Genomic DNA, 20324 nt, shown 5'->3' with positions numbered 1-20324 from the left:
CGCTGGGGATGAAGCAAGCCCAGGCCGCGCGCGCCTCCACGGCGCGCCGGCCCAAAGGCTTCCGCGTGGGCCCTTCACCAGACCCGTTACTGCACGCAGCCTCCGCTGTCGCCTGCGCCGTCGGCGAAGATCGTGTCGCCCGAGCTGAGCGCCGCCAGACCCGGTCGACCGACACCGTTGATGCGTTCGAAGCTGCCGGCCGTGAGCACATCGCCATTGGGCAGGACGTGGCCGTCGGTGAAACTGCCGAACTCGTCCAGCTGCACCCTCCACCGTGTGTCGACGCGGCGGGCGTCTCCGATCAGCCGCACTGCCGGCAGACGCTCGGAGGCGCAGCCCACGGCGAGATCGCCAAACACCACCAGCTCGCCGCGCTCGGCGTCGAGGGCAAGCTTGGTGACCGAGCCCGTGCGGCCTTCCAGAGGCGCCCAGAGGGGGTCGGGCTGACCGCTGAGCAGACTGATACGTCGCAGATAGACCCGCCCGTTCGAATCCGAACCACCGGCGTAAAGCCAGCCCCCGGCGGCATCCAGGCTGAGGGCAGCCACGAAGGCTGCAGCAGGCGACGGCGCCCACGAGGTGTCGGGCGCGCCCGTCCCCGCCAGCGCGATGCGGGCGAGGCGCGGCAAGGCCTGGCCGCCCACCGTGTTGAAGCTGCCGGCGATGTACAGAAAGCTGTCATGAACGACGCTTGTGATGATCTGCGTGGCCGAGCCCACGGTCGGCGACCACGACGTATCCCGTGCGCCATCGCTCAACGCGAAGCGGTTCAGAGTGAGGCCACCGCTTCCTGACAAATACAGGAACCCGCCGACCTCATCGACCGCAATGCTGATGGTGCTGGGCAAGGCCGTCGGCGGACTCAGCCCGGTAGGCCGCCAGAGCGTGTCCACGCTACCGTCAGCCAAACGCACCCGGCGCGCCGCGGAGCGCCCGCCGGGCTCGGCAATGAAACCGGACAGGTAGGCATGCTCGGCATCCACCGCACCGGCGCGGGGCGAAACGAAAGTGATGATGTCACCGAGGCTTGAGCGCCAGCCCGGCACCGCGGCCAGATCGGCACCGAGGCGAACGAATCCTGCGGTCGCCGCTCCCTCGATCAGGCCGTAGTTGTGCACGCCGACGTAGCCCTGGCCTGCAGCCAGCGGGACCAGGCTGCGCACGTTGACCAGGCCCAACAGCGCAGCCGTCCCCAGCGGCTGGCGCAGGCCGGTCGAGGCATCGAACCGCACCAGCCGCGTCGGATCATTGCCCTGGAAATAGGTCTGGGTGAGCACCGAGTCGTCCGGCAGCACATGCAGGGAGATGACCGTGGCACCGCGGGTGTCATTGGCCTCGCCGTAGGTCACATCGAGGGAGCCGTCCGGATTGAACCGCGTTACCGCGCTGCTGCGCGGCTGTCCATCGATCTGGGTAATGCCGCCCGCTGCGAGCAGCCGACCTTGCGAATCCATCGCCAGCGCCGACAGGCTGCCCGACACCAGACGCAGCCAAGCCGGGTCCGCGCTTCCGTCGGCGAGCGAAATCCGGGCCAAACCCCGGCTGCTTGCGTCGCCCAGCCCGCTGAACGGTCCGGCGACGAACAGGTGCGCGCCATCCACGCGCATGGCGCGCACCGTCTGCGCGCCGGGGGCGGTCGACGTGCTCCCCGGATTCCACGCCAGATCCAGTGCGCCGGTGAGCCGGTCCACGCGCGCGAGCGCCTTGCGCGGCACGCCGGCCACCTCACTGAATCCGCCGGAGATCAGCAGCGCGTCGCCAGACCGCTGCAGGTCGTGCACCAGCCCATTGACGACCACTTCGAAGCCGGGGTCGCGAGCGCCGGTTTCCAGCGAATGCCGGGTCACCGTGTAGCGATTGAAAACGTCGCGCGGCGCTGTGGCCGCATACAGCGCGCCGGCGGCCTCATCGACCAGCAGGGCGAATCCCGAAATCGCATTGCCTGCGGGTGCTTCGAACTGGAAGCTGCCGTCCACGGTGCCGGTGGCATCGTCCAGCACACGCACCACCAGTCCCTGTGGCTCGGCGCCGGCCCGCGAGAAGCGCTGCATCACGTAGGTGCGCCCCTGCGAATCCAACGCCAGATCATCGACATTGCTGTGCAAGGCGGGCACGAAGGCAGGATCGTGCACCCCGTCCGCGGAGAATCGCGCCAGATAGCGGACCGGCGCATCATCCACCCAGGTGATGCTGCCGCCGACCACAAGGCGGCCGTCGGGATGCCGCACCGAGACCTGGGCAAGCGCCGAGCCGCGCAGGCTGGTCGGGTTAGGCTCGGGCAGCACCTGTGGCGGTGCAGCCTTGACGCTGAAGCTGGCGGCCACCAGGGCGACACACAGCAGACCCTTCAATCGTAGGCACATCGCGCTTTCTCCTCTCATGGAACTGACCTGCACGGCAGAGCCGGCGCGGGTGGGATTGCAGTGCATCGCTACCACGCCCGTACAGGCACGCTGATCCGGTTGGGCGCCGCCTCGAAGCCATTGCCGAACAGGCCCTCCGGCACCACGAGGTTGCTGTCGCTGGCGCTGTTGTCGCTGGGCTGCAGCTCGATCACGCCGGTGGGCGCGTCGATCGTCGCGGTGTTGGTCAGCGTGCTGCCGAGCGGCGCGGTGACCCGCGCGCTCAGCCGGTAGCGCAGCACGCCATTCACCGGCAGCGTCAGCGTCTGGTCGATGCCGCCCTCGCCCGCCGCCTGCGGACAAGTGGCCAATTGCAGGGGCGTGCAGGTCCACAGCGCATCCGCCAGACCCGCCGGCAGCAAGTCGCGCAGGCGCGCGCCCTCGACATCGAGCGGGCCCGCATTCGCGACCAGGATTTCGTACAGCACGGTGCCCTCTGGCAGTGCGTACTGGGTGCCGTCGTCCTTGCTGACTTCCAGATCGGTCGCCGCCTGCACCACCACCGTGGCCTGCGCGGTGGCCGGGTTGAACTGTGCGTCGCCCGCCTTGGTGGCAAGCACCGTGCAGGCCCCCACGCCCGTACCGGTCAGCGTGCTGCCGCTGATCGTGCAGTTCGATGCACCCGCCGTCACCGCGAAGCTCACCTCACCGCTGCCGCTGCCGCCCGTGGCCGCGAGTAACGTCGTGCGGGTGAGCGGAATGGCGGAGGGCGTGGCGGTCACGCTGAGCGGCGCCTGGTTGGCCCGCGCCACCGTCACTGACACCGTCGCCGTGGCGGCGTTGAAGTTGGCATCCGCCGCCTTGGTTGCGGTGACCGTGCAGATGCCGACGCCAATGCCGGTCAGCGTCGTGCTGCTGATCGAGCAGAACTCGCTCCCGGCACTGATCGCATAGCTCACCGCGCCGGTGCCGGAGCCACCGGTCGTGTCCAGCGTGCTGGTGCCGCCGAAGGCGATGCTCGACGGGCTCGCCGTGGCCGTCAGCGGCGCTTGTTCGGCTCGCACCACCGTGACCTCCACCGTTGCCGTGGCGGCATTGAATGCGCCCCCGGCGGCCTTGGTGGCGGTCACCGTGCAGGTGCCGATGGCGGTTGCGGTGAGGGTGCTGCCGCTGAGGCTGCAGAACGCAGCGCCCTCGGTGATGGCGTAGCTCACCTCACCCCCGCCCGAACCGCCCGTGGTGCTGAGCGTGCTGGTCGAGCCGAACGCCACCGTGGACGGCGTGGCGATGGCGGTGAGCGCCGCCTGCGCTCCGCGCGGGGTGACCGCGTTGGAGGCCTCCGACGCCGCACCCGTGCCAGCGCTGTTGGTCGCGCTCACCGTGAAGGTGTAGGCCACGCCGTTGCTCAAGCCTGTGACCGTGATCGGGCTGCCGACGCCGGTGCCGGTGAGCCCACCGGGATTCGAAGTCACCGTGTAGGCCGTGATCGGCGCGCCACCCGTAAACGCGGGCTCGCCAAAGCTGACGCTGGCCTCGCCATCGCCTGCAGTCGCGGCGCCGATGCTCGGCGCGCCCGGCACCACGGCATCCACAGTGAGGCCGAAAGCTTGGCCCACAGTGAAGGGGCCGTTGCCCGTGCTGCTGTCCGAGGCGCCGACATTGAGAGTGAAGCTGCCTGCCTGCGTCGGCGTACCGCTGATCGTCACCGTGTTGGCCGTGGTGCCGGTGATGCCGAGGCCCGCTGGAAGATTCGTGACCTGGTACTCCGACCACGGCGGGGCGCCGCCGTCAAAGGCAAAGGTCTGCGTGTAGGGGGACGCTACCGTCGCGGTCAGACCACCGCTCGGGGTGATGGTGATCACCGGGTCCTGCACCGTGATGGTGACCGTGGCCGGCGCCGAGGTGCCGCCGCTGTTGGTGGCGGTGTAGGTGAAGCTGTCCGGACCGGCAAAGCCAGCGTTCGGCTGATAGGTGATCGTGGTGCCGCTGACGACCGCCGTGCCCTTGGCTGGCGGCGTCACCACCGTCAAGGATGTCGCGGCGCCACCGCCCAGGGTCAGCGGCACGCTGGTGGCGGACGCGTTGTAGCCCACCGTCACAGACGAGTCGGCGGTCGTGGGCGCAAGCGCATTGACCGTGACGCTGACCGTCGCGCTATCGCAGTTGGTCGGGTTGAGCTGCTCGCAGATCCGGTACGTCAGCGTGTAGCTGCCCACCGGCGTGGCCGCCGCCGCAGACACCGCACCCGTTGCCGGGTTCAGGGTGATGTTCGGGTGGCTGGTGCTGATCTGGGTCAGCGTCACTGAAGCCAAGGTGGCCGCTGCGTCGTTCAGCGTGTCGTTGACCAGCACGTTGGCGACGGCAGTACCGCCCGCAGCGCCGTTCGCAACGGTGCCGCTGTCGTTGACCGCATCGATGATCGCCGCGCCCACGGTGACGGTTGCCGTCGCGTCATCGCAGTTGGTCGGGTTGAGCTGCTCGCAGGTGTGGTAGGTGAGCGTGTAGGTGCCGGCGGGCGTGGCCGCCGCCACCGCCACCGCACCCGTCGCCGGGTTCAGGGTGACGTTCGGGTTACTGGTGCTGAGCTGCGTCAGCGTCACCGAAGCCAAGGTGGCCGCTGCGTCGTTCAGCGTGTCGTTGACCAGCACGTTGGCGACGGCGGTACCGCCCGCAGCGCCGTTCGCAACGGTGCCGCTGTCATTGACCGCATCGATGATCGCCGCGCCCACGGTGACGGTTGCCGTCGCGGCATCGCAGTTGGTCGGGTTGAGCTGCTCGCAGGCCTGGTAGGTGAGCGTGTAGGTGCCCGCGGGCGTGGCCGCCGCCACAGACACCGCACCCGTCGCCGGGTTCAGGGTGAGGTTCGGGTGGCTGGTGCTGAGCTGGGTCAGCGTCACCGAGGCCAGGGTGGCCGCTGCGTCGTTCAGCGTGTCGTTGACCAGCACGTTGGCGACGGCGGTACCTCCCGCAGCGCCGTTTGGCACGGTGCCACTGTCATCCACCGCGTCGATGAGCGCCGCGCCCACGTTGACCGTGACTGTCGCCGTGTCGCAGTTGGTGGGGTTCAGCAGTTCGCAGATCGTGTACGCATACGTGTAAACCCCCGCTGTCGTACCGGCCGCGATTGTGATCGTGCCGTCCGCATTCATTGCAATGCTGCCAGCGGCCGGCGTCGGCGCCGCGCCCGGCGTCAGCGTCACGTTGCCGCCGTCGCCCACCGTAGCCGCACCACCGTTCAGCGTGTCGTTGACCAGCACCGTCGGCAGGGTGCCACCGGAGGCACCGTTCACCTGCGTGCCCGTGTAGTCCTCGTCCACCGCGTCAATCAGCGCAGCACCCACGGTGACGGTTGCGATTGCGTTATCGCAGTTGGTTGGGTTGAGCTGCTCGCAGATGCGGTAGGTCAGCGTGTAGGTGCCCGCCGGCGTCGCCGCTGCCACGGCCACCGCACCCGTCGCCGGGTTCAGGGTGATGTTCGGGTTACTGGTGCTGAGCTGGGTCAGCGTCACCGAGGTCAGGGTGGCCGGTGCGGCATTCAGGGCGTCGTTGAGCAGCACGTCAGCGACGGCTACACCTCCCGAAGCGCCGTTCGCAACAGTGCCGCTGTCGCTGACCGCATCGATGATCGCCGCGCCCACGGTGACGGTTGCCGTCGCGTCATCGCAGTTGGTCGGGTTGAGCTGCTCGCAGATGCGGTAGGTCAGCGTGTAGGTGCCGGCCGGCGTGGCCGCCGCCACCGCCACCGCACCCGTCGCCGGGTTCAGGGTGATGTTCGGATTGCTGGTGCTGAGCTGGGTCAGCGTCACTGAGGCCAAGGTGGCCGGTGCGTCGTTCAGCGTGTCGTTGACCAGCACGTTGGCGACGGCGGTACCGCCCGAAGCGCCGTTCGCAACGGTGCCGCTGTCGTTGACGGCATCGATGATCGCCGCACCCACGGTGACGGTCGCGGTTGCGTTATCGCAGTTGGTCGGGTTGAGCTGCTCGCAGATCTGGTAGGTCAGCGTGTAGGTGCCGGCCGGCGTCGCCGCCGCCACCGCCACCGCACCCGTCGCCGGGTTCAGGGTGATGTTCGGATTGCTGGTGCTGAGCTGGGTCAGCGTCACCGAGGCCAAGGTGGCCGGTGCGTCATTCAAGGTGTCGTTGAGCAGTACGTCAGCGACGGCGATGCCTCCCGAAGCGCCGTTCGCAACGGTGCCGCTGTCGTTGACGGCATCGATCGGGGCGTTGATCACGGCGAAGCTCTGCGACACCCGCGGTGCGGCGTCGAAGGTGGCATCACCGGCTTGATCGGCGTTGATGGTGCAGGTGCCCGTCGTGAGGAAACTCAGGGTGCCTCCGGCGGTGATCGTGCAGACGCCCGTCGTACTTGAGGTGAAAGTCACCGTCAGGCCGGAGGAGGCCGTCGCGCTCAGCGTTGGCGTGGTGCCAAAGGATTGCGGGCCTGGGTTGGGAAAATCGACTGTCTGCTTCAAGCCGACCTGCGCCTGAGCAACTGCCGACGGGCGGCCTCCAGCAGATACGAAATTGCCTCCAGCGAACAATCGTCCGTTCGACGAGTCCCAAGCAAGGGTAAAAACGCGATTATCCATCCCACTACCGAGCGATGACCAACCGCTTCCATCCCACATAGCGATGCGGTTCGCGCCCAAACCACCCGCTATCGTGAACTCTCCGCCCACGAATAAGCGACGCCCCGGCTCATCCCAAACAACAGCCCTAACGGCGCCATCAACCCCGCCAGCCAATGCATCCCATGCAGAACCAGTCCAAACTGCGATACGACTTGCAGCTACGCCACCCGCTGCACTAAACGCTCCGCCAACGGCGAGCACGCCAGAAGAAGGATTCCAAGCCAAAGCAAAGACGCTGCCATCCAAGCCACTGCCTAAAGCGGACCAGCTATTCCCGTTCCACGCGGCAATTCTATTGACAGTCGTTCCCCCGGCGTTGGTGAAAAGCCCTCCAGCAAACAGACGAGCACCTGCAGCGTCCCAAGCGAGGTCCGACACAAGCGAGTTCACTCCGCTTCCAAGCGCTGCCCAGCCATTTCCATTCCAGACCGCAATTCGGTTAACGCTCGCACCTCCCGCGTTGGTGAAGTCGCCACCAGCGAAGAGCTGGCCATTCACCGAATCCCAAGCAAGCGCCGAAACAGTTCCGCCGCTTACGCCGCCACCCAAGGCCGCCCAAGAGTTGCCGTCCCAAAGGGCAATGTTTGAGGAGCCAACCACACCGCTTACACCGAAGTTTCCGCCGACAAATAGGCGACCACCAGCAGCATCCCAAGCCAAATCCGAGACAGAACCAGCAACACCATTCGCCAGCCCACTCCAGCCGTTTCCGTTCCAAACCGCAACGCCATTGGCTCCAACGCCACCCGCAGCAGCAAAGGCCCCTCCAACAAAAAGGCGAGCGCTATCCGGATCCCAAGCGAGCGCTGAGACAGAGCTAGAAATCCCGCTTAATCCGATCGCACTCCAACTGCCGTTATCCCAAACGGCAATACGATTGGCGACCAGCCCACCGGCCTCTGTGAACTGACCAGCGACAATAAGCCGGGCGGTGGATGCGTCCCAAGCCAGAGCCCAAATAACATTATTCACTCCAGTACCCAAAGAGGCCCAAGCGGTGCCATTCCAGACTGCGATGCTCCTAACCGACGATCCCCCTGCGCTCAACAAGCCGCCACCTACAAACAGCCTTGCGCCGGCTGCGTCCCAAGCCATGGCACTGATCGGTCCGAACACACCACTTCCCAGCGCTGCCCAGTTACTGCCGTTCCAGACCGCCACGCTACTTGCAGCCGAGCCACCGGCACTTGTGAAGTTCCCACCCGCGAACAATCGACCACCCCCCACGTCCCAGGCGAGAGCTTGCACAGCACCACCAGTTACGCCGCCCCCCAAGGGTGCCCAAGCAGCGCCATTCCAGAGGGCAATTCGGTTAGCAGAAATACCGCCCGCGGTTGTAAACCCCCCCCCCACTGCCAAACGTCCAGTCGTTGCGTTCCAAGCTAGAGCACGCACGCCGCTGTTCAGTCCGCTGGTCAAGCCCGCCCAGGCGCTACCGTTCCAGAAAGCGATTCGATTAGCGGCTGCACCACCCGCAGTGGTGAAATCGCCGCCCGCGAAGAGACGCCCGCCCGCAGCGTCCAACGCAAGCGACCAGACAGCATCGTTCATTCCAATGCCCAGCGCGGACCAGCTACTGCCGTTCCAAACCGCGATGCGGCTCGCTGCCGCGCCCCCGGCGATGGTGAAGCTGCCGCCAGCGTAGAGCCGGCTATTAGCCGCATCCCAAGCCAGCGCAAAAACTGCGCTGTCCACGCCGCTTCCCAGCCCCGACCAGCTACTGCCGTTCCACACCGCAAGTCGGTTCGCCAGCACACCGCCGTTGGCAGCCGTGAAGTCTCCACCTACAACGACCTGATTGCCCGCCAAGGTGATCGAATAGATGACGCCGTTGAACCCCGGCACATCCAACGCCGTCCAGTCCGCATCGCTGAACGTCGGGTCAATCCGCACCGGATAGGCCGCCGTCGCGTCATTCACCGCGATCCGGAGACCTCCTGCGGCGGTCATCTCCATCCGTGCCGCCAACTCCTCGCCGCGCGCATCGGTCACATGCAGCTGGTGGTAATGCAGGCGACGGCCATCGGCCATTTGCACCTTCACGGCCTGACCATCGGCCTGCGCAACCGCCGAGATCTGCGCCCCCTCCGCCGCGACTTCGACCACCAGCTCGCCGTCTCCCGACGGTCGCTCCGGCACCACGAAGTCCTGGCGGATGCCGTCAGCGTCAGCGCGAAACTCCTCGATCACGCCCGGGCGACGCACTTGAACGATCTCGCCGTGCACCGCTAGGGCCTCAGGCCAGATCACGGGCACCGCCTTCAGCGAGGCGCCGCGACCGACGCCCGTCACCTTCCAATGGAAGCCCGCATCGCCGGCCTCGTCGGTGGAACGCACCGCGACGCCGTCCAACCCGATCAGCGCCTCCAGATCCTGCATCGGCGCAGTCATCCGCACCCGCCCATCGGGCAGGTGCTCGATCACCTGCTGCGCCTTGGACTCCGCACTGGCCTTGTCGGCCACCTCGGCCATGCTCATGGCGGGCGCGTTGGCCCCCAGCGCAGTGGAAGCGGCCACCAGCAGCGCGACCAGCGCTGCACCCTTTAGGGACCGGCGCCAGCCGGCGCGGCTCGTACTGTGATTCATGCGATCTGCTCTCCGATGCGGCGCGGGGCCCGCCCACGCGAGTGCCCACCCCCACGCCACCAACGCCAGCGGCCCAGGGGGAGAGCTGTTGCCGGATATCGGTAGTCGCGGGGTGGGTGCGCGGAGGGTAGTGGCTGCGGGCGCGGGTTCAGCGCGGGCAAGTCTGAAAAGCTCTGAAATCTTGAAAGACTTTTTCTTTCAAGAACTTGCAGAGCATGAATCGCCAAGAGTTGGTGAAGACCAGCGCGCCGGATGCAGCGCTGGGGCGACTGCTGCGCCGGGGCGCGCGGCCGGCGCGGGCCGACGGGCATGGCACCACCGCCGGGAAGCCCTTGAATCGCGGCGCAGGGGATCAGACCCGATGGCTGCGCCGCACCGGGGGGAGCAGCGATGGGGCCGATGGCCCGGCGCCATCGCGGTGAGGACTCGCGTCGGGCGGGACTCGCCCTGCCCGACGCTCGACGCGTTCCCGCGCGGCCCCCGAGGGACTCGCACGGGAGGCGGGCTTACTGCACGGCCTCGAAGCCGTCGCGGGTCAGGTCCGGGCGCGGCGGCGGGATCTCCTGCTGCGGAATGGGGCCGAAGCTGCTCCCCACCTTCTCGCCCGCGAACTGCGCTGCGGCGCGGCTGAAGATCTGCAGTGCGCCAGCGCCGCGTCCGTTCGGGCCATTCGCGTAGGGACAGGGCACGAAGACGTCGTTGGGGCCAAGAAAGATGATCTGCCCGGTGATGAAGGACAGGCAGGCATCAGTGGGCCCCAGCTGCTGGACCACGTCATAGCTCGGCGGCTGGCGCACGCGCAGCAACTGGCCGACCGCGTCGAAGCCCGTGCCGGCCTCGCGGGTGATCAGGGATTCGCCGGCGAAACCGACAGGATTCTCGGAGGCCCCCAGGGTCGGTAGCGGTTGCGCGGTCGAGGCCCAGACGCCCGGCGCGGTCTCGCGCCAGTCGACACGCTCGAAGGTCCTGCTGGGGGCGGAGCCTCGACCACAGACGAACTGCAGGTGGTCGCGGGCGATCAGCGCACCACCGAAGGTCTGCGCGCAGGTGTCGCCAGCGGCACTGGTGTGGGCGAAGCTGCGCACCCACGCGCTGCCGTCGAAATCGAACACCAGGGTGCGGGACGGAGGCGAGGTGCCGTTCACCGCACCGCCGAACTCGCTCACCACCAAGCGCCCCTGCAGCATCGAACGCCCCAGGGTTTCGAACTGCAGTGACCCCGCCTGAGTGACCCCCGGCGCGCCCGGTGCAGCCAGGCGATCCGGAATGGCGATCTCCCCCAGCAGGCTGCAGCCGTTCGCCTCGGCGCGCCAGGCGTACAGGCGGTTCATGTAGACCGCCGCGATGTGCTCGCCGTCGGTGGCCATCAGCTCGATCGGGGCGCTGTCTTCCAGCAGGTCGCCGCGATTGCGGAAGGCCTGCGGCTGGCCGTCGGGCGTGACCGGCGCCGTGAGGCGACACAGCGGCGCCCAGGTGTCCTGGGCGTTGCGTCGGAACACATGCATCTGGCCGTGGCTGGCGATGCCGGCCTCGCTGCCCTGCGCGGCGACCACCGCCAGCGCGCCCTTCAGGGCCACGCGCTCGCCGAAGGCATTGAAGGCCTCGGGCGCCTCCAGAGCCAGCGTCTGAACCGGGGCCCAGCTCGTGCCGGACTTGCGATAGACCTGCACCGCGCCGGCGTCGCGCAGAATTCCGGTGGGGCTCAGCGCGTCGGCGCCACGGGCCGCCACCAGCGCCCATTCGCCATCGATGGCCACCCAGTGACCGAAGTTGTCGCCCAGCCGACCGTTGCCATGGCGGAAGGTGCGCTCATGGGCAGGGCCCGATGCGCCCAGGGTGTAGGCGTAGGCCGCACCTTGGCTGAGCACGCGCCCCACGCTGACCAGACGCGCGCCGACGAAGAGGCGGTCCTGCGCGAAAGCGAAGGCCATGCCCGCGAAGGATGTGCTGAATCGAAACGCCGAGGGCGCGTCACTCCCAGGCAGGGCGATGTCTCGCGCGGACGACCAGGCGCCGTCCACCAGCTCCCAGTAGCGCGGGCGCATGGGCCCACCGTTCACGCCGAAACCGTGGCCGGCGAGGCGGGGCGTGGGCCCAGATTTGAAGGCAAAGCCGCGCAGCGAGCCGTTGAAGCCGGCGCTGGCGCCCATGGGCAACGCTGGGATGTCGGTCGCCAGCCCCCAGGCGCCATTGACCCTGCGGAAAAAACGGATCTCGGTGCTCGCCGCGGTGATCAGCAGGTCGCCCTCGGCGGCCCACGGCAAGTTGCTGCCGAAGCCGGCGTTGGTGGTGTCCAACTCTCCGGACAGCACCCAGTTTCCCGCGAACTCACTGAACATGCGAAGGCCGCCACTGCTGCGCACCACCAGCTGATCGCCGGCGAAGGCCAGCTCATAGCCAAAGTCCACCTCGCCCGTGGTCATCTGCAGGCTGGTCGCGGGCTGCCACACTCCTGCCTGCAGCCGGAAGAGCTCGACCCGGTTGGCGCCCGGCTGGCCGACCGCCAGCACATCTCCTGCAATCGCCACCGAGGCGCCGAAGCGGCTGCCGGCCTGTTCGGCGCTGGCGCGCAGCAGGCCGTGCTCCTGCCAGCCTTCGGTGCCACGTCGATACAGGCGGACAGCCCCTCGATTGGCCGCGCCATCCTGGGCGCGCTGAGGCATGCCCACGGCAAGCCAAGGATCGGCAAAGGCCATGATCTTCAGGTTGCCGAAAGCGGCGGCGCTCGCTGCGACGGTGGTGCCGATCACCGTCCCCCCCTCCCAGCCGGTTTCCAGCGCAGCCTCACGCCGCCATTGATTGCCCTCGCGAACGAACACGAACAGATCGGGATTGCTGCCCTGACGGCCGCGCACCGGGCCGAGCACCAGTCGGTTGTCGTCCGCCAGTACCACGGCACCGAGGTTGTCGTAGATGTCAGCGAAATCCGCGTATTCGGGGATCTCGATCTGCGCCGTTGCACGCAGGGGCCATCCGGCGATGAGCAGGAGGCAGACAAGGAAACGCATGTGGGACTCCATGGAAGCGAACGATCAGAAGACGTCGGACGATTCGTCATGTCCGGCGCAGGGGGTGCTGTCAGCCGCGCGCAGCATAGCGTCTGCGCCGCGGCTGACAATCTGCGAAGAGGGACTACTCGCAAGCCCTCTGCTCGAACCCGCTGCAGAAGATCTCCCGCGGCGGGATGCCGGTGGGCTCGACGGCAGTGAAACCGAGCATGGGCACGGGCCCGGCAAATTCGAATTCGCCGCCGAGGGTGACGGCCTGGTCGATGTGGGCGAGGCGCGGGCCCCGCGGCGGCGTTTCGCCGTAGCCCGTGAGAATGGCGTACACCGGGCCGTCGAAGCTGGGGTTCCAGTTCGGGTCGGCCAGACCGGTGACACGATCCAGCTTGGCAGCGCTGCTGCGGAAGGCTCCACCCATGCTGCGGAAACTGCCGCCCACGAACACGCCGCCATCCTGGCTCGCGGCCATGGCGAGCACCGATCCGGAAATGGTGCCGCTGTTCGGGTTCCAGGGTTGCAGCGCTCCGGTGCTCGCATCCAGGCGACCGATCCGCTGACGCGCGCTGCCGCCGAGGCTGCTGAATCCGCCGCCGACATAGAGCGCGTCGTCGTCCAGCAGAAGGCTCCAGACGATGCTGTTGGCGGAGGCGCTCCAGGACGAAGAAAGCGCACCCGTCGAGGTGATGCGGGCGAGGTTCTGGCGAGGCTGCCCCCCGACGCTGGTGAAGCTTCCGCCGAGGAAGAGATCGCCCGAGACAGTTCGCTGGATTGCCAGCACCGCGCCATTGTTTGAAATCTGCGCGTTCCAGGTCGGGTCGACTGCGCCTGTGCCCGGGTCCAATTTCGCCAGAGCCTGGCGGCTCACGCCGCCGATCACTGAGAACTGCCCCCCCGCCAGCAGTCCATCGGGCTGCGGCGCAAGCGCAAAGACCGTGCCCGCGAGTGCCACCTCGCCCCCCGTGCCAAAGCTCGGGTCGCGCGCGCCCGAGGGGGTGAACTTGAACAGAGCGCCGCCGCTTCCAGCGAAGATTTCGCCGCTCGCAGACACGCTCAGCGCCACCACGGAGCGCCCGTCGAGCGCGGGAGCGAACGCCGTGTCGAACTGTCCGGTGGCCGTGACGCGCACCAGATTGGCCTGATTGCCGCCGACCCTGACGAAATTGCCGCCAATCAGAGTGGCGCCGTCCGGCTGTCGCGCCAAGGCGCGGATGAAGGGCGGACGCGTGACGAACTCGGTCGGTACGCGCACCCCGTCGGTACCGCGCAGGCGAATCGCGCCCAAGGCCAGCACCTGGTTGGCGTCCAGCAGCTGCGCGCCGTAGGAGAGCCAGAGGTCAGCGCCCAGCGGCTGCAATGCACTCGACGAGAATCCGGACTGGAAGGCCGGGTCGGCGAGGCCCGTCTGCGGATCAAGCTTTGAGGTTGCGAAGGTGCAAGCCGCGCCGGAAACGCAGTTGCTGCCCGAGACGTAGAGGCTGCCCTCCAGCAACAACATCGCGCCGACGCCGGTGAATCCAGTGGGCGCGAACGCCGGGCTTACCGTGCCTGCACCGCTCACACGCACCGGCTGTGTCACCGCCTGGCCCGCGAGCTGGGTGAAGCTGCCCGCCAGATACAGCCCGCCGGCCCCGTCCTGAATTGCGACCTGGACGGGATAGCTCCCGCCCGCCACCGGACCGCCGGGATTGAGCACGAAGCTCGGGTCGAGAACGCCCCCGACCAGGCTGACGCGCGCAATCTGCGCGACGTCCGCGCCATTGACTCGATCGAAGCTTCCGTACACATAAAGCATCGAGCCCTCGACCAGCAGATTGGCGGACACCGCCCTGGTGAAAGTGTTGGTGCTCAGTTCGACGCTGAAGCCCGGCATCACCGCACCCGTGCTGCCCGAGAGCCGGATGACCTGGTTAGAGATGAAGCTTCCGTTCTGAGGGGTGGTCACGAGCGCCGGCACCGTCTGCACCAGCACGTTGCCATCGGGCTCCACCGCCAGCCTTGCAGGCCCGACACTGGTATCGAGCGCCGTGTTGCCCGCGGTCCAGCCCGCGACGACATCGCCCGCCGGGGTGAGCTTGGCGATGCTCCGGCGCTGCACGCCATCGATGTAGCCGAAGGCCCCCAACACATAGATGTTGTCGGCCGAATCGCGGGCGAGTCCCGTCACGCTGCCGATGACATCCGCGCTGAAGGCGGTGTCCAAGCTGCCGTCGGGCCGCAGCTTGGCCAAGCCGCGGCGGATCTGATCGCCGACGCGGTTGAAGCTGCCGCCGATCACCAGACTGCCGTCGGACAGACGCACGGATGCGACAGGCGCACTGGCCGAACGCAGATCGATGGCGGTGTTCACCGGCGGCGTGCTGCTTTCGCCGGCGACGGTGTGGGGTTCGGTGGCAGAGCTTGGAAGCAGCAAGGGCGTTCCCGCGAAGCGCGCCGTCAGTTGCCGCGTGCCTGGCACCCTGCCCACCAGTTCGCACGCACCGTTGCCGGCGGAGTCGAGAAGGGCCGAGCAGAGCTCGCCGCGATCGTCGCTGATGTCGACGCGCTGATTGGCGGCAGGCAAGCCACCCGCACCCACTACATTGACCGTGACCCGATACAGCTGGAACGGCTGCGAGCGCTCGGGGCTGTCGCTGGTGATGGTTGTCGTCGTGGCGACGGGGGTGGCATTCAAGGGGAAGGCGAGGAGCCCCACCTGGCGCTGCGATGCCGGCGCGTAGTAGCCCATGAAGCCGCCGGCGAGCACGCGTCCACCTTGCTCCATCACTGTGGTGAGGCCCACATCGAGGGAAGGTGCGAAGAGCGCCGCCACCTGATTGCCGTGTGAAATCCGGGCAAGCAGCTGCCTTGGCTGATCCCCCATCGAGCTGAAGTTGCCCCCCGCGTAGATGCCGTCGGAGGCGGCGGCCAAGGTGGTGACAGCGCTGTTGGGAAACGTTGTCCAGCTGGGGTCGGGAGCGCCGCTGGCCTGCGAGAGCCTGGCAAGACCCGTGCGACCGAGGCCGCTGATGGAGGTGAAGAATCCGCCGACGTAGAGCGTTCCATCGGGCCCGGGCAACAGCGCGCGCACCGTGGAGTTGGCGTTGGCGACGAAGTTCGGATCGAGCGCGCCGGAACGATTGACCTTGGCCACGCGGCTGCGGGCAACGCCGGCCACCGAACTGAAGTTGCCGGCGATGAACACGGCGTCGCCGATCGGCGCGATCGCCCTCACCTGAGCGTTCGGGTTGGGGTTGAAGGCCGTGGGCAGGCCCGTGCTGCGGCTCAGCTCGGCGATGTTGTTGCGCGCCTGGCCAGCCACCGCGTTGAACGGACCGCCCGCAAACACGGTATTGGCGGCCTCATCGATGGCCAACGCAAGCACGGGCCCGGAGGCGCCCGGAATCCAGTTGGAATCGAAACTCCCGCTGTGTGTTAGGCGAAGCAGATTGTTGACTGTCGGGGTGCCGGCGCTGGCGAATTCGCCGCCGACGTACACGTGGTTGGCATCGCTGGCGAGGGCGCTCACCCAACGGCGTCCCACCAGCGGAGGCAACCAACCCGCGTCCAGAGCACCGGCCGGCGTCAGGCGCAGCAGGCCGGGTCTGAACGCCGCGCCGATCCTCTGGAATCGCCCGCCCACGTAGGTGCCGCCGTCGGGCGCGGACGCCAGCGCCTCGACCCAGCCGCGGTCCTCACTGTAGGGACCGCTGGCCGAAGCGTTGCCCGAAGCGTCGAGTCGAGCCACTCCGGGGGTGTAGGTCGCACCCACCTGGACGAAGTCGCCCAGAAGAAGAGCGGTGCCATCCGCCTTGGCCCAGACGCCAAAGGTGAACAAGCCATCCGTTGCCGGACGCCAACTGGGGTCGGCAGCGCCGGCGCCGGTCTTGGCGACGCGCCCCACCCGCTGCACCGCCACCCCGCCCAGCTGCGAAAGGAAGCCCCCGAGATAGACATGGTTGGGGGTCACGTTCAGGCCGTAGAGACAGGCGTTGCTTTGTGGGGCGGGATTCCATGTCGGGTCCACGGCACCCGACCCGGACGCAGACACCCGCGCGGCGCCATTCCGGGCAAGCCCGGCGGCCTCGCTGAAGCAGCCCGCGAGATAGACGAAGCCCTCGTCGATCTCCATGCGGAAGACGTTCGAGTTGAAGACGGGCGCCCATGCGGGATCCACCGCGCCGTCGACCAGGGACAGCTTGGCGGCGTTGCTTCGTGCGACGCCGTTGATCGAGGAGAACACCCCTGCGACGAACAGCGATGCCCCGTCCGTTCGCACGATGATGTCCGAGGAGAACGAAGCCACCGCCGTCACCGAGAAACCGGGATCCACCGCCCCCGAGACTAGATCGATCTTCGCGACCAGGCTCCGATCGGCGGTTCCAAGCTGCGTGAAGGTACCGCCGACGTACACCGAATTCCCGACCACAGCAAACGAGTCGAACCGATAGCTGGAGCTGGAGCCCGCGTTCGGATTCCATGTGGACAGCGCGCCGGTGCTGATCGAGGCCTTGGCGAGCCCCAAGCGGCTGGCACCGTTGACCGCACTGAAGGTGCCGGCTATCAGCAACTCGTCGCCGACCACGGCGAGCCCGAACACAGTGCCGTTGGGCTCGACCTGCCATGCGCTATCGGCCGTTCCGTCCGGCCGGATCTTGGCGAGGCCTGGACGTTCGACCTCGCCACCCAGCCATCGTCCGTCGTGACTGACGATGGCACTGCCGTCGGGCAACAGCACGGCGGTGCGTCCTTGCGCCGCGGCGCGCAGATCGAGACTCGGCTGCGCCAGCGGCGCCGGCAACTGCGCCCTCACGGGCAGGCAGAGCGCCAGCCCCACCACCATCAGTAAACGCATCAAACACTTCATGTTCGCAGTCCCCCGCGGCCTCGGAACGGGCCCGGGTCGGGAGCCTACGTGCGGAACTCGCCGGCACGATCGGGCGGCGCTGTGAAATGTTCTGAAACTTGGGCGGACGCGAGGGGTGACGCATCCCCGGCCCGGCACACCAAGTCTGAAAATCCCTGAATAAGCAGACGGATCAGATACTTGGACTGAGCCCTCTCGACTGGAAGGCGTGTCCCTGCCGCGCACTGGGCGCGTCCAGGCATCGCCCCGAACGGTGCGCCCTAAGCCAGCCTCACGCCACGCCGCGCCACCCCGCCAGAAGCTCGCCCAGCAGCAGGTCGGCCTTGAGCGGGGTGTCGAGCTGGGCGCGCACGCGGTTGGCGCGGTCGTACCAGTCGGCGAGTTCGGGGACGGCAGCGGCGTCGCCGCCGAGCAGACGCTCGCGACTGCGCGCACGCGCAAGTGACGCGGCGTGGGCAAGGCGCTCTTGCGGGCGATCGTCCAGCCAGGCTTTGACCGTTTCGCTCAGCGCGGCACGGCGCGCGGCCAGCGCCTCGAGGTCGCGCTGGACGGCCTCGCGAAGCTCCAGGCCGCCCTCGCTGAGCAGGACCTGGGCTTCACCGGGATGGCCGTCGCTGAGCGCCAGCGCCTGCTCGACGCGCGCCGCAGGCAGGCCCTGCGCGAGCAGCCAGGCGCGGGCCTCATCCTGCGGCGGCGGGCGCAGCTCGATGCGCTGGCAGCGGCTGCGGATGGTGGCGGACAGGCGATACGGCGCGTCGCTGACCAGGATCAGATAGCGCCCGTCCTGCGGCTCTTCGAGGGTCTTCAGCAGCGCGTTGGCGGCGTTGTGGTTCAGCGCATCGGCCGGATCGATCAGGCTGACGATGGCACCGCCCAGCTGGGCGGTCAGGCTGATCCTGTCGCTCAGCTCGCGCATCTGCTCGACCACGATCACGCTGCGCGGCTCGCCCTTGTCGTTCAGGGCGAAGCTGACTCGGTGCAGGTCGGGATGGGTGCCGGCCGCCCGCAGTCGGCAGCTGCGGCACTGGCCGCAGGCCGGCTCGCCCGGCGAGGCGGCGGTGCAGAGCAGGCGCGCGGCGAGAGCGTCGACCAAGGCGCGCTTGCCCAGCCGCGCCGGTCCGCAGACCAGCAGTCCATGACCCAGCCGCTGTGCTGCGTGGCTGGCCAGCACACGCTCGAAGGCGCGCTGCTGCCAGGGTGCGAAGCTCGACCCACTCATCGTGCGGCCTCGCGCTGGAGGTTCAGACGCTGCACCACAGCGGCGGCAACGGCATCGGCCGGCTGGCCGGCATCCAGCACGCACCAGCGCTGCGGCTCGGCAGCGGCGCGCGATCGGTAGTTGGCGCGCACGCGCTCGAAGAAGGCGATGGACTCGGATTCGATACGATCCGGTGCGGCGCGACTGCCGGCGCGGGCCAGTCCGGTTTCGACCGGCAGATCGAGCAGGAAGCTCAGGCCCGGCTTCAAACCCGCGACCCAGCGTTCCAGTTCGGCGATGCGTTCGCTGTCGATGCCGCGACCGCCGCCCTGGTAGGCGTAGCTGGCATCGGTGAAGCGGTCGCAGAGCACCCATTCACCGCGCTCGAGTGCCGGCAGGATGCGCTCGCGCACCAGCTGGGCGCGCGAGGCCATCATCAACAGCAGCTCGCTCTCGGCGCACAGGCCACGCAGCTCGGGGTTCAGCAGCACCGCGCGCACCGCCTCGCCAACCGCGGTGCCGCCCGGTTCGCGCAGCAGCAGAACGGTCTCCCCTGCGGAGCGAAGCGACTCGGCGGCGGCGGTGATGACGGTGCTCTTGCCGGCGCCTTCGCCGCCTTCAAAGCTGACGAAGCGCGGATGCGTGCGCATTGCGCTCACTGCCCTGCCCTCCGGCTGCGCTCGATCTGCCGCCAGCGTGCGACCGCGCGGTTGTGCTCCTGCAGCGTGCGCGAGAACACATGGCCGCCGTCACCGCTGGCAACGAAATACAGGGCGTCACCGGGCGCGGGATCGACCGCGGCCTCGATGGCGGCGCGACCCGGCATGGCGATCGGCGTCGGCGGCAGACCGTCGCGGGTGTAGGTGTTCCAAGGCGTGTCGGTGTCGAGATGGGCGCGGGTGATGACGCCGCGGTAGCTCTCGCCGGCGCCATAGATCACGGTGGGGTCGGTCTGCAGGCGCATGCCGATGCGCAGGCGGCGGACGAATACGCCGGAGACCTCGCGGCGCTCGCCGCCGATGCCGGTTTCCTTCTCGATGATCGAGGCCAGAATCAAGGCCTCGTCGGCCGACTTCAGCGGCAGATCGGGCTGTCGATTCGCCCAGGCACGTTCAAGCACGCGGTCCATCGCGCGCTTGGCGCGACGCAGGAGATCGAGATCGCTCATGCCGCGGGTGTAGTAGTAGGTCTCGGGCAGGAAGCGGCCTTCGGCCGGCACGCCCTCGGCATCGAGCCGGCGCATGATCTCGACCTCATCGAGGCCCGGCAGGGTCTGCTCCAGCGCTTCGGCCTGGCTCAGCGCCAATCGCAGCTCGCGGAACGTGCTGCCCTCGACCAGGGTGAAGGCGCGCTGCAGCACGCGCCCCTCGGCGAACTGCTGCAGCAGCTGGCGCGGCGTGGCGTTGGCGGGCAGGCGGTACTCGCCGGCCTGGATGCGACCGCCGACCTGCATCTCGCGGGCCAGAAGCCGCCAGAATTCCTCGCGGCCGGTTTCGAGCCCGGCACCCTGCAGACGCTGCAGCACGCGGCGCAGGCCATCGCCACGCTGGAGGATCACGTCGGTCTCGGCGCTCAGGCCCGCCACCGGCGCATCGACGAAGCCTTGGTACTGCTGCCACAACCAGAACGCCGCGCCGCCGACAGCGAGCAGACCGATCAGGACGAGGCCGAGCAGGGCACGCAGCCAGCGCCGCGGCCGCGGTTTCGAATCACTCAAGA

Annotated in this window: 7 protein-coding genes; all 7 read right to left on the bottom strand. The window is 68.3% G+C overall.

Annotation, left to right across the window (positions count from 1 at the left end; translation table 11 throughout):
* Positions 1-86: 86 nt before the first annotated feature.
* Positions 87-2363, bottom strand: coding sequence for a delta-60 repeat domain-containing protein (locus tag BLP83_RS00405; RefSeq protein WP_176763940.1), 2277 nt, complete (start codon positions 2361-2363; stop codon positions 87-89).
* Positions 2364-2431: 68 nt separating this feature from the next.
* Entirely contained in the window at positions 2432-9451 is a 7020-nt protein-coding gene (locus BLP83_RS18125; RefSeq protein ID WP_176763939.1) for an Ig-like domain-containing protein, read from the bottom strand.
* Between the two features lie 614 nt (positions 9452-10065).
* On the bottom strand, positions 10066-12567 hold the full coding sequence (locus BLP83_RS00385) for a hypothetical protein (RefSeq protein WP_091237527.1): 2502 nt from the start codon (positions 12565-12567) through the stop codon (positions 10066-10068).
* 124 nt (positions 12568-12691) lie between these two features.
* A complete protein-coding gene (locus BLP83_RS00380) occupies positions 12692-17632 on the bottom strand; it encodes a delta-60 repeat domain-containing protein (RefSeq protein ID WP_143006502.1) in 4941 nt (1646 codons plus the stop codon).
* 46 nt (positions 17633-17678) lie between these two features.
* Positions 17679-18626: a DNA polymerase III subunit delta' gene (gene holB, locus BLP83_RS00375; RefSeq protein WP_091237524.1), complete on the bottom strand. Its 948-nt coding sequence runs from the start codon at positions 18624-18626 to the stop codon at positions 17679-17681.
* Positions 18623-19255 (bottom strand): dTMP kinase, encoded by a 633-nt coding sequence (tmk, locus tag BLP83_RS00370; protein WP_091237522.1) that lies wholly within the window; start codon positions 19253-19255, stop codon positions 18623-18625. Before tmk ends, holB begins: the two co-directional genes overlap by 4 nt.
* A 5-nt stretch (positions 19256-19260) precedes the next feature.
* Positions 19261-20322, bottom strand: a complete 1062-nt coding sequence (gene mltG / locus BLP83_RS00365; protein WP_091237521.1) for an endolytic transglycosylase MltG — start codon at positions 20320-20322, stop codon at positions 19261-19263.
* Between the last annotated feature and the right edge of the window lie 2 nt (positions 20323-20324).

The organism is Aquimonas voraii (assembly GCF_900101825.1).
GTDB lineage: Bacteria > Pseudomonadota > Gammaproteobacteria > Xanthomonadales > Xanthomonadaceae > Aquimonas > Aquimonas voraii.
The sequence above is the reverse complement of the archived record's forward strand: the minus strand, read 5'-3'. Positions and strand labels throughout refer to the sequence as shown.

Bases quoted from the DNA above. Each gene is read 5' to 3' on its own strand.
- holB (WP_091237524.1), bottom strand. From the start codon at position 18,626: ATGAGTGGGTCGAGCTTCGCACCCTGGCAGCAGCGCGCCTTCGAGCGT.
- BLP83_RS18125 (WP_176763939.1), bottom strand. From the start codon at position 9,451: ATGAGCATGGCCGAGGTGGCCGACAAGGCCAGTGCGGAGTCCAAGGCG.
- BLP83_RS00405 (WP_176763940.1), bottom strand. From the start codon at position 2,363: ATGTGCCTACGATTGAAGGGTCTGCTGTGTGTCGCCCTGGTGGCCGCC.
- tmk (WP_091237522.1), bottom strand. From the start codon at position 19,255: ATGCGCACGCATCCGCGCTTCGTCAGCTTTGAAGGCGGCGAAGGCGCC.
- BLP83_RS00385 (WP_091237527.1), bottom strand. From the start codon at position 12,567: ATGCGTTTCCTTGTCTGCCTCCTGCTCATCGCCGGATGGCCCCTGCGT.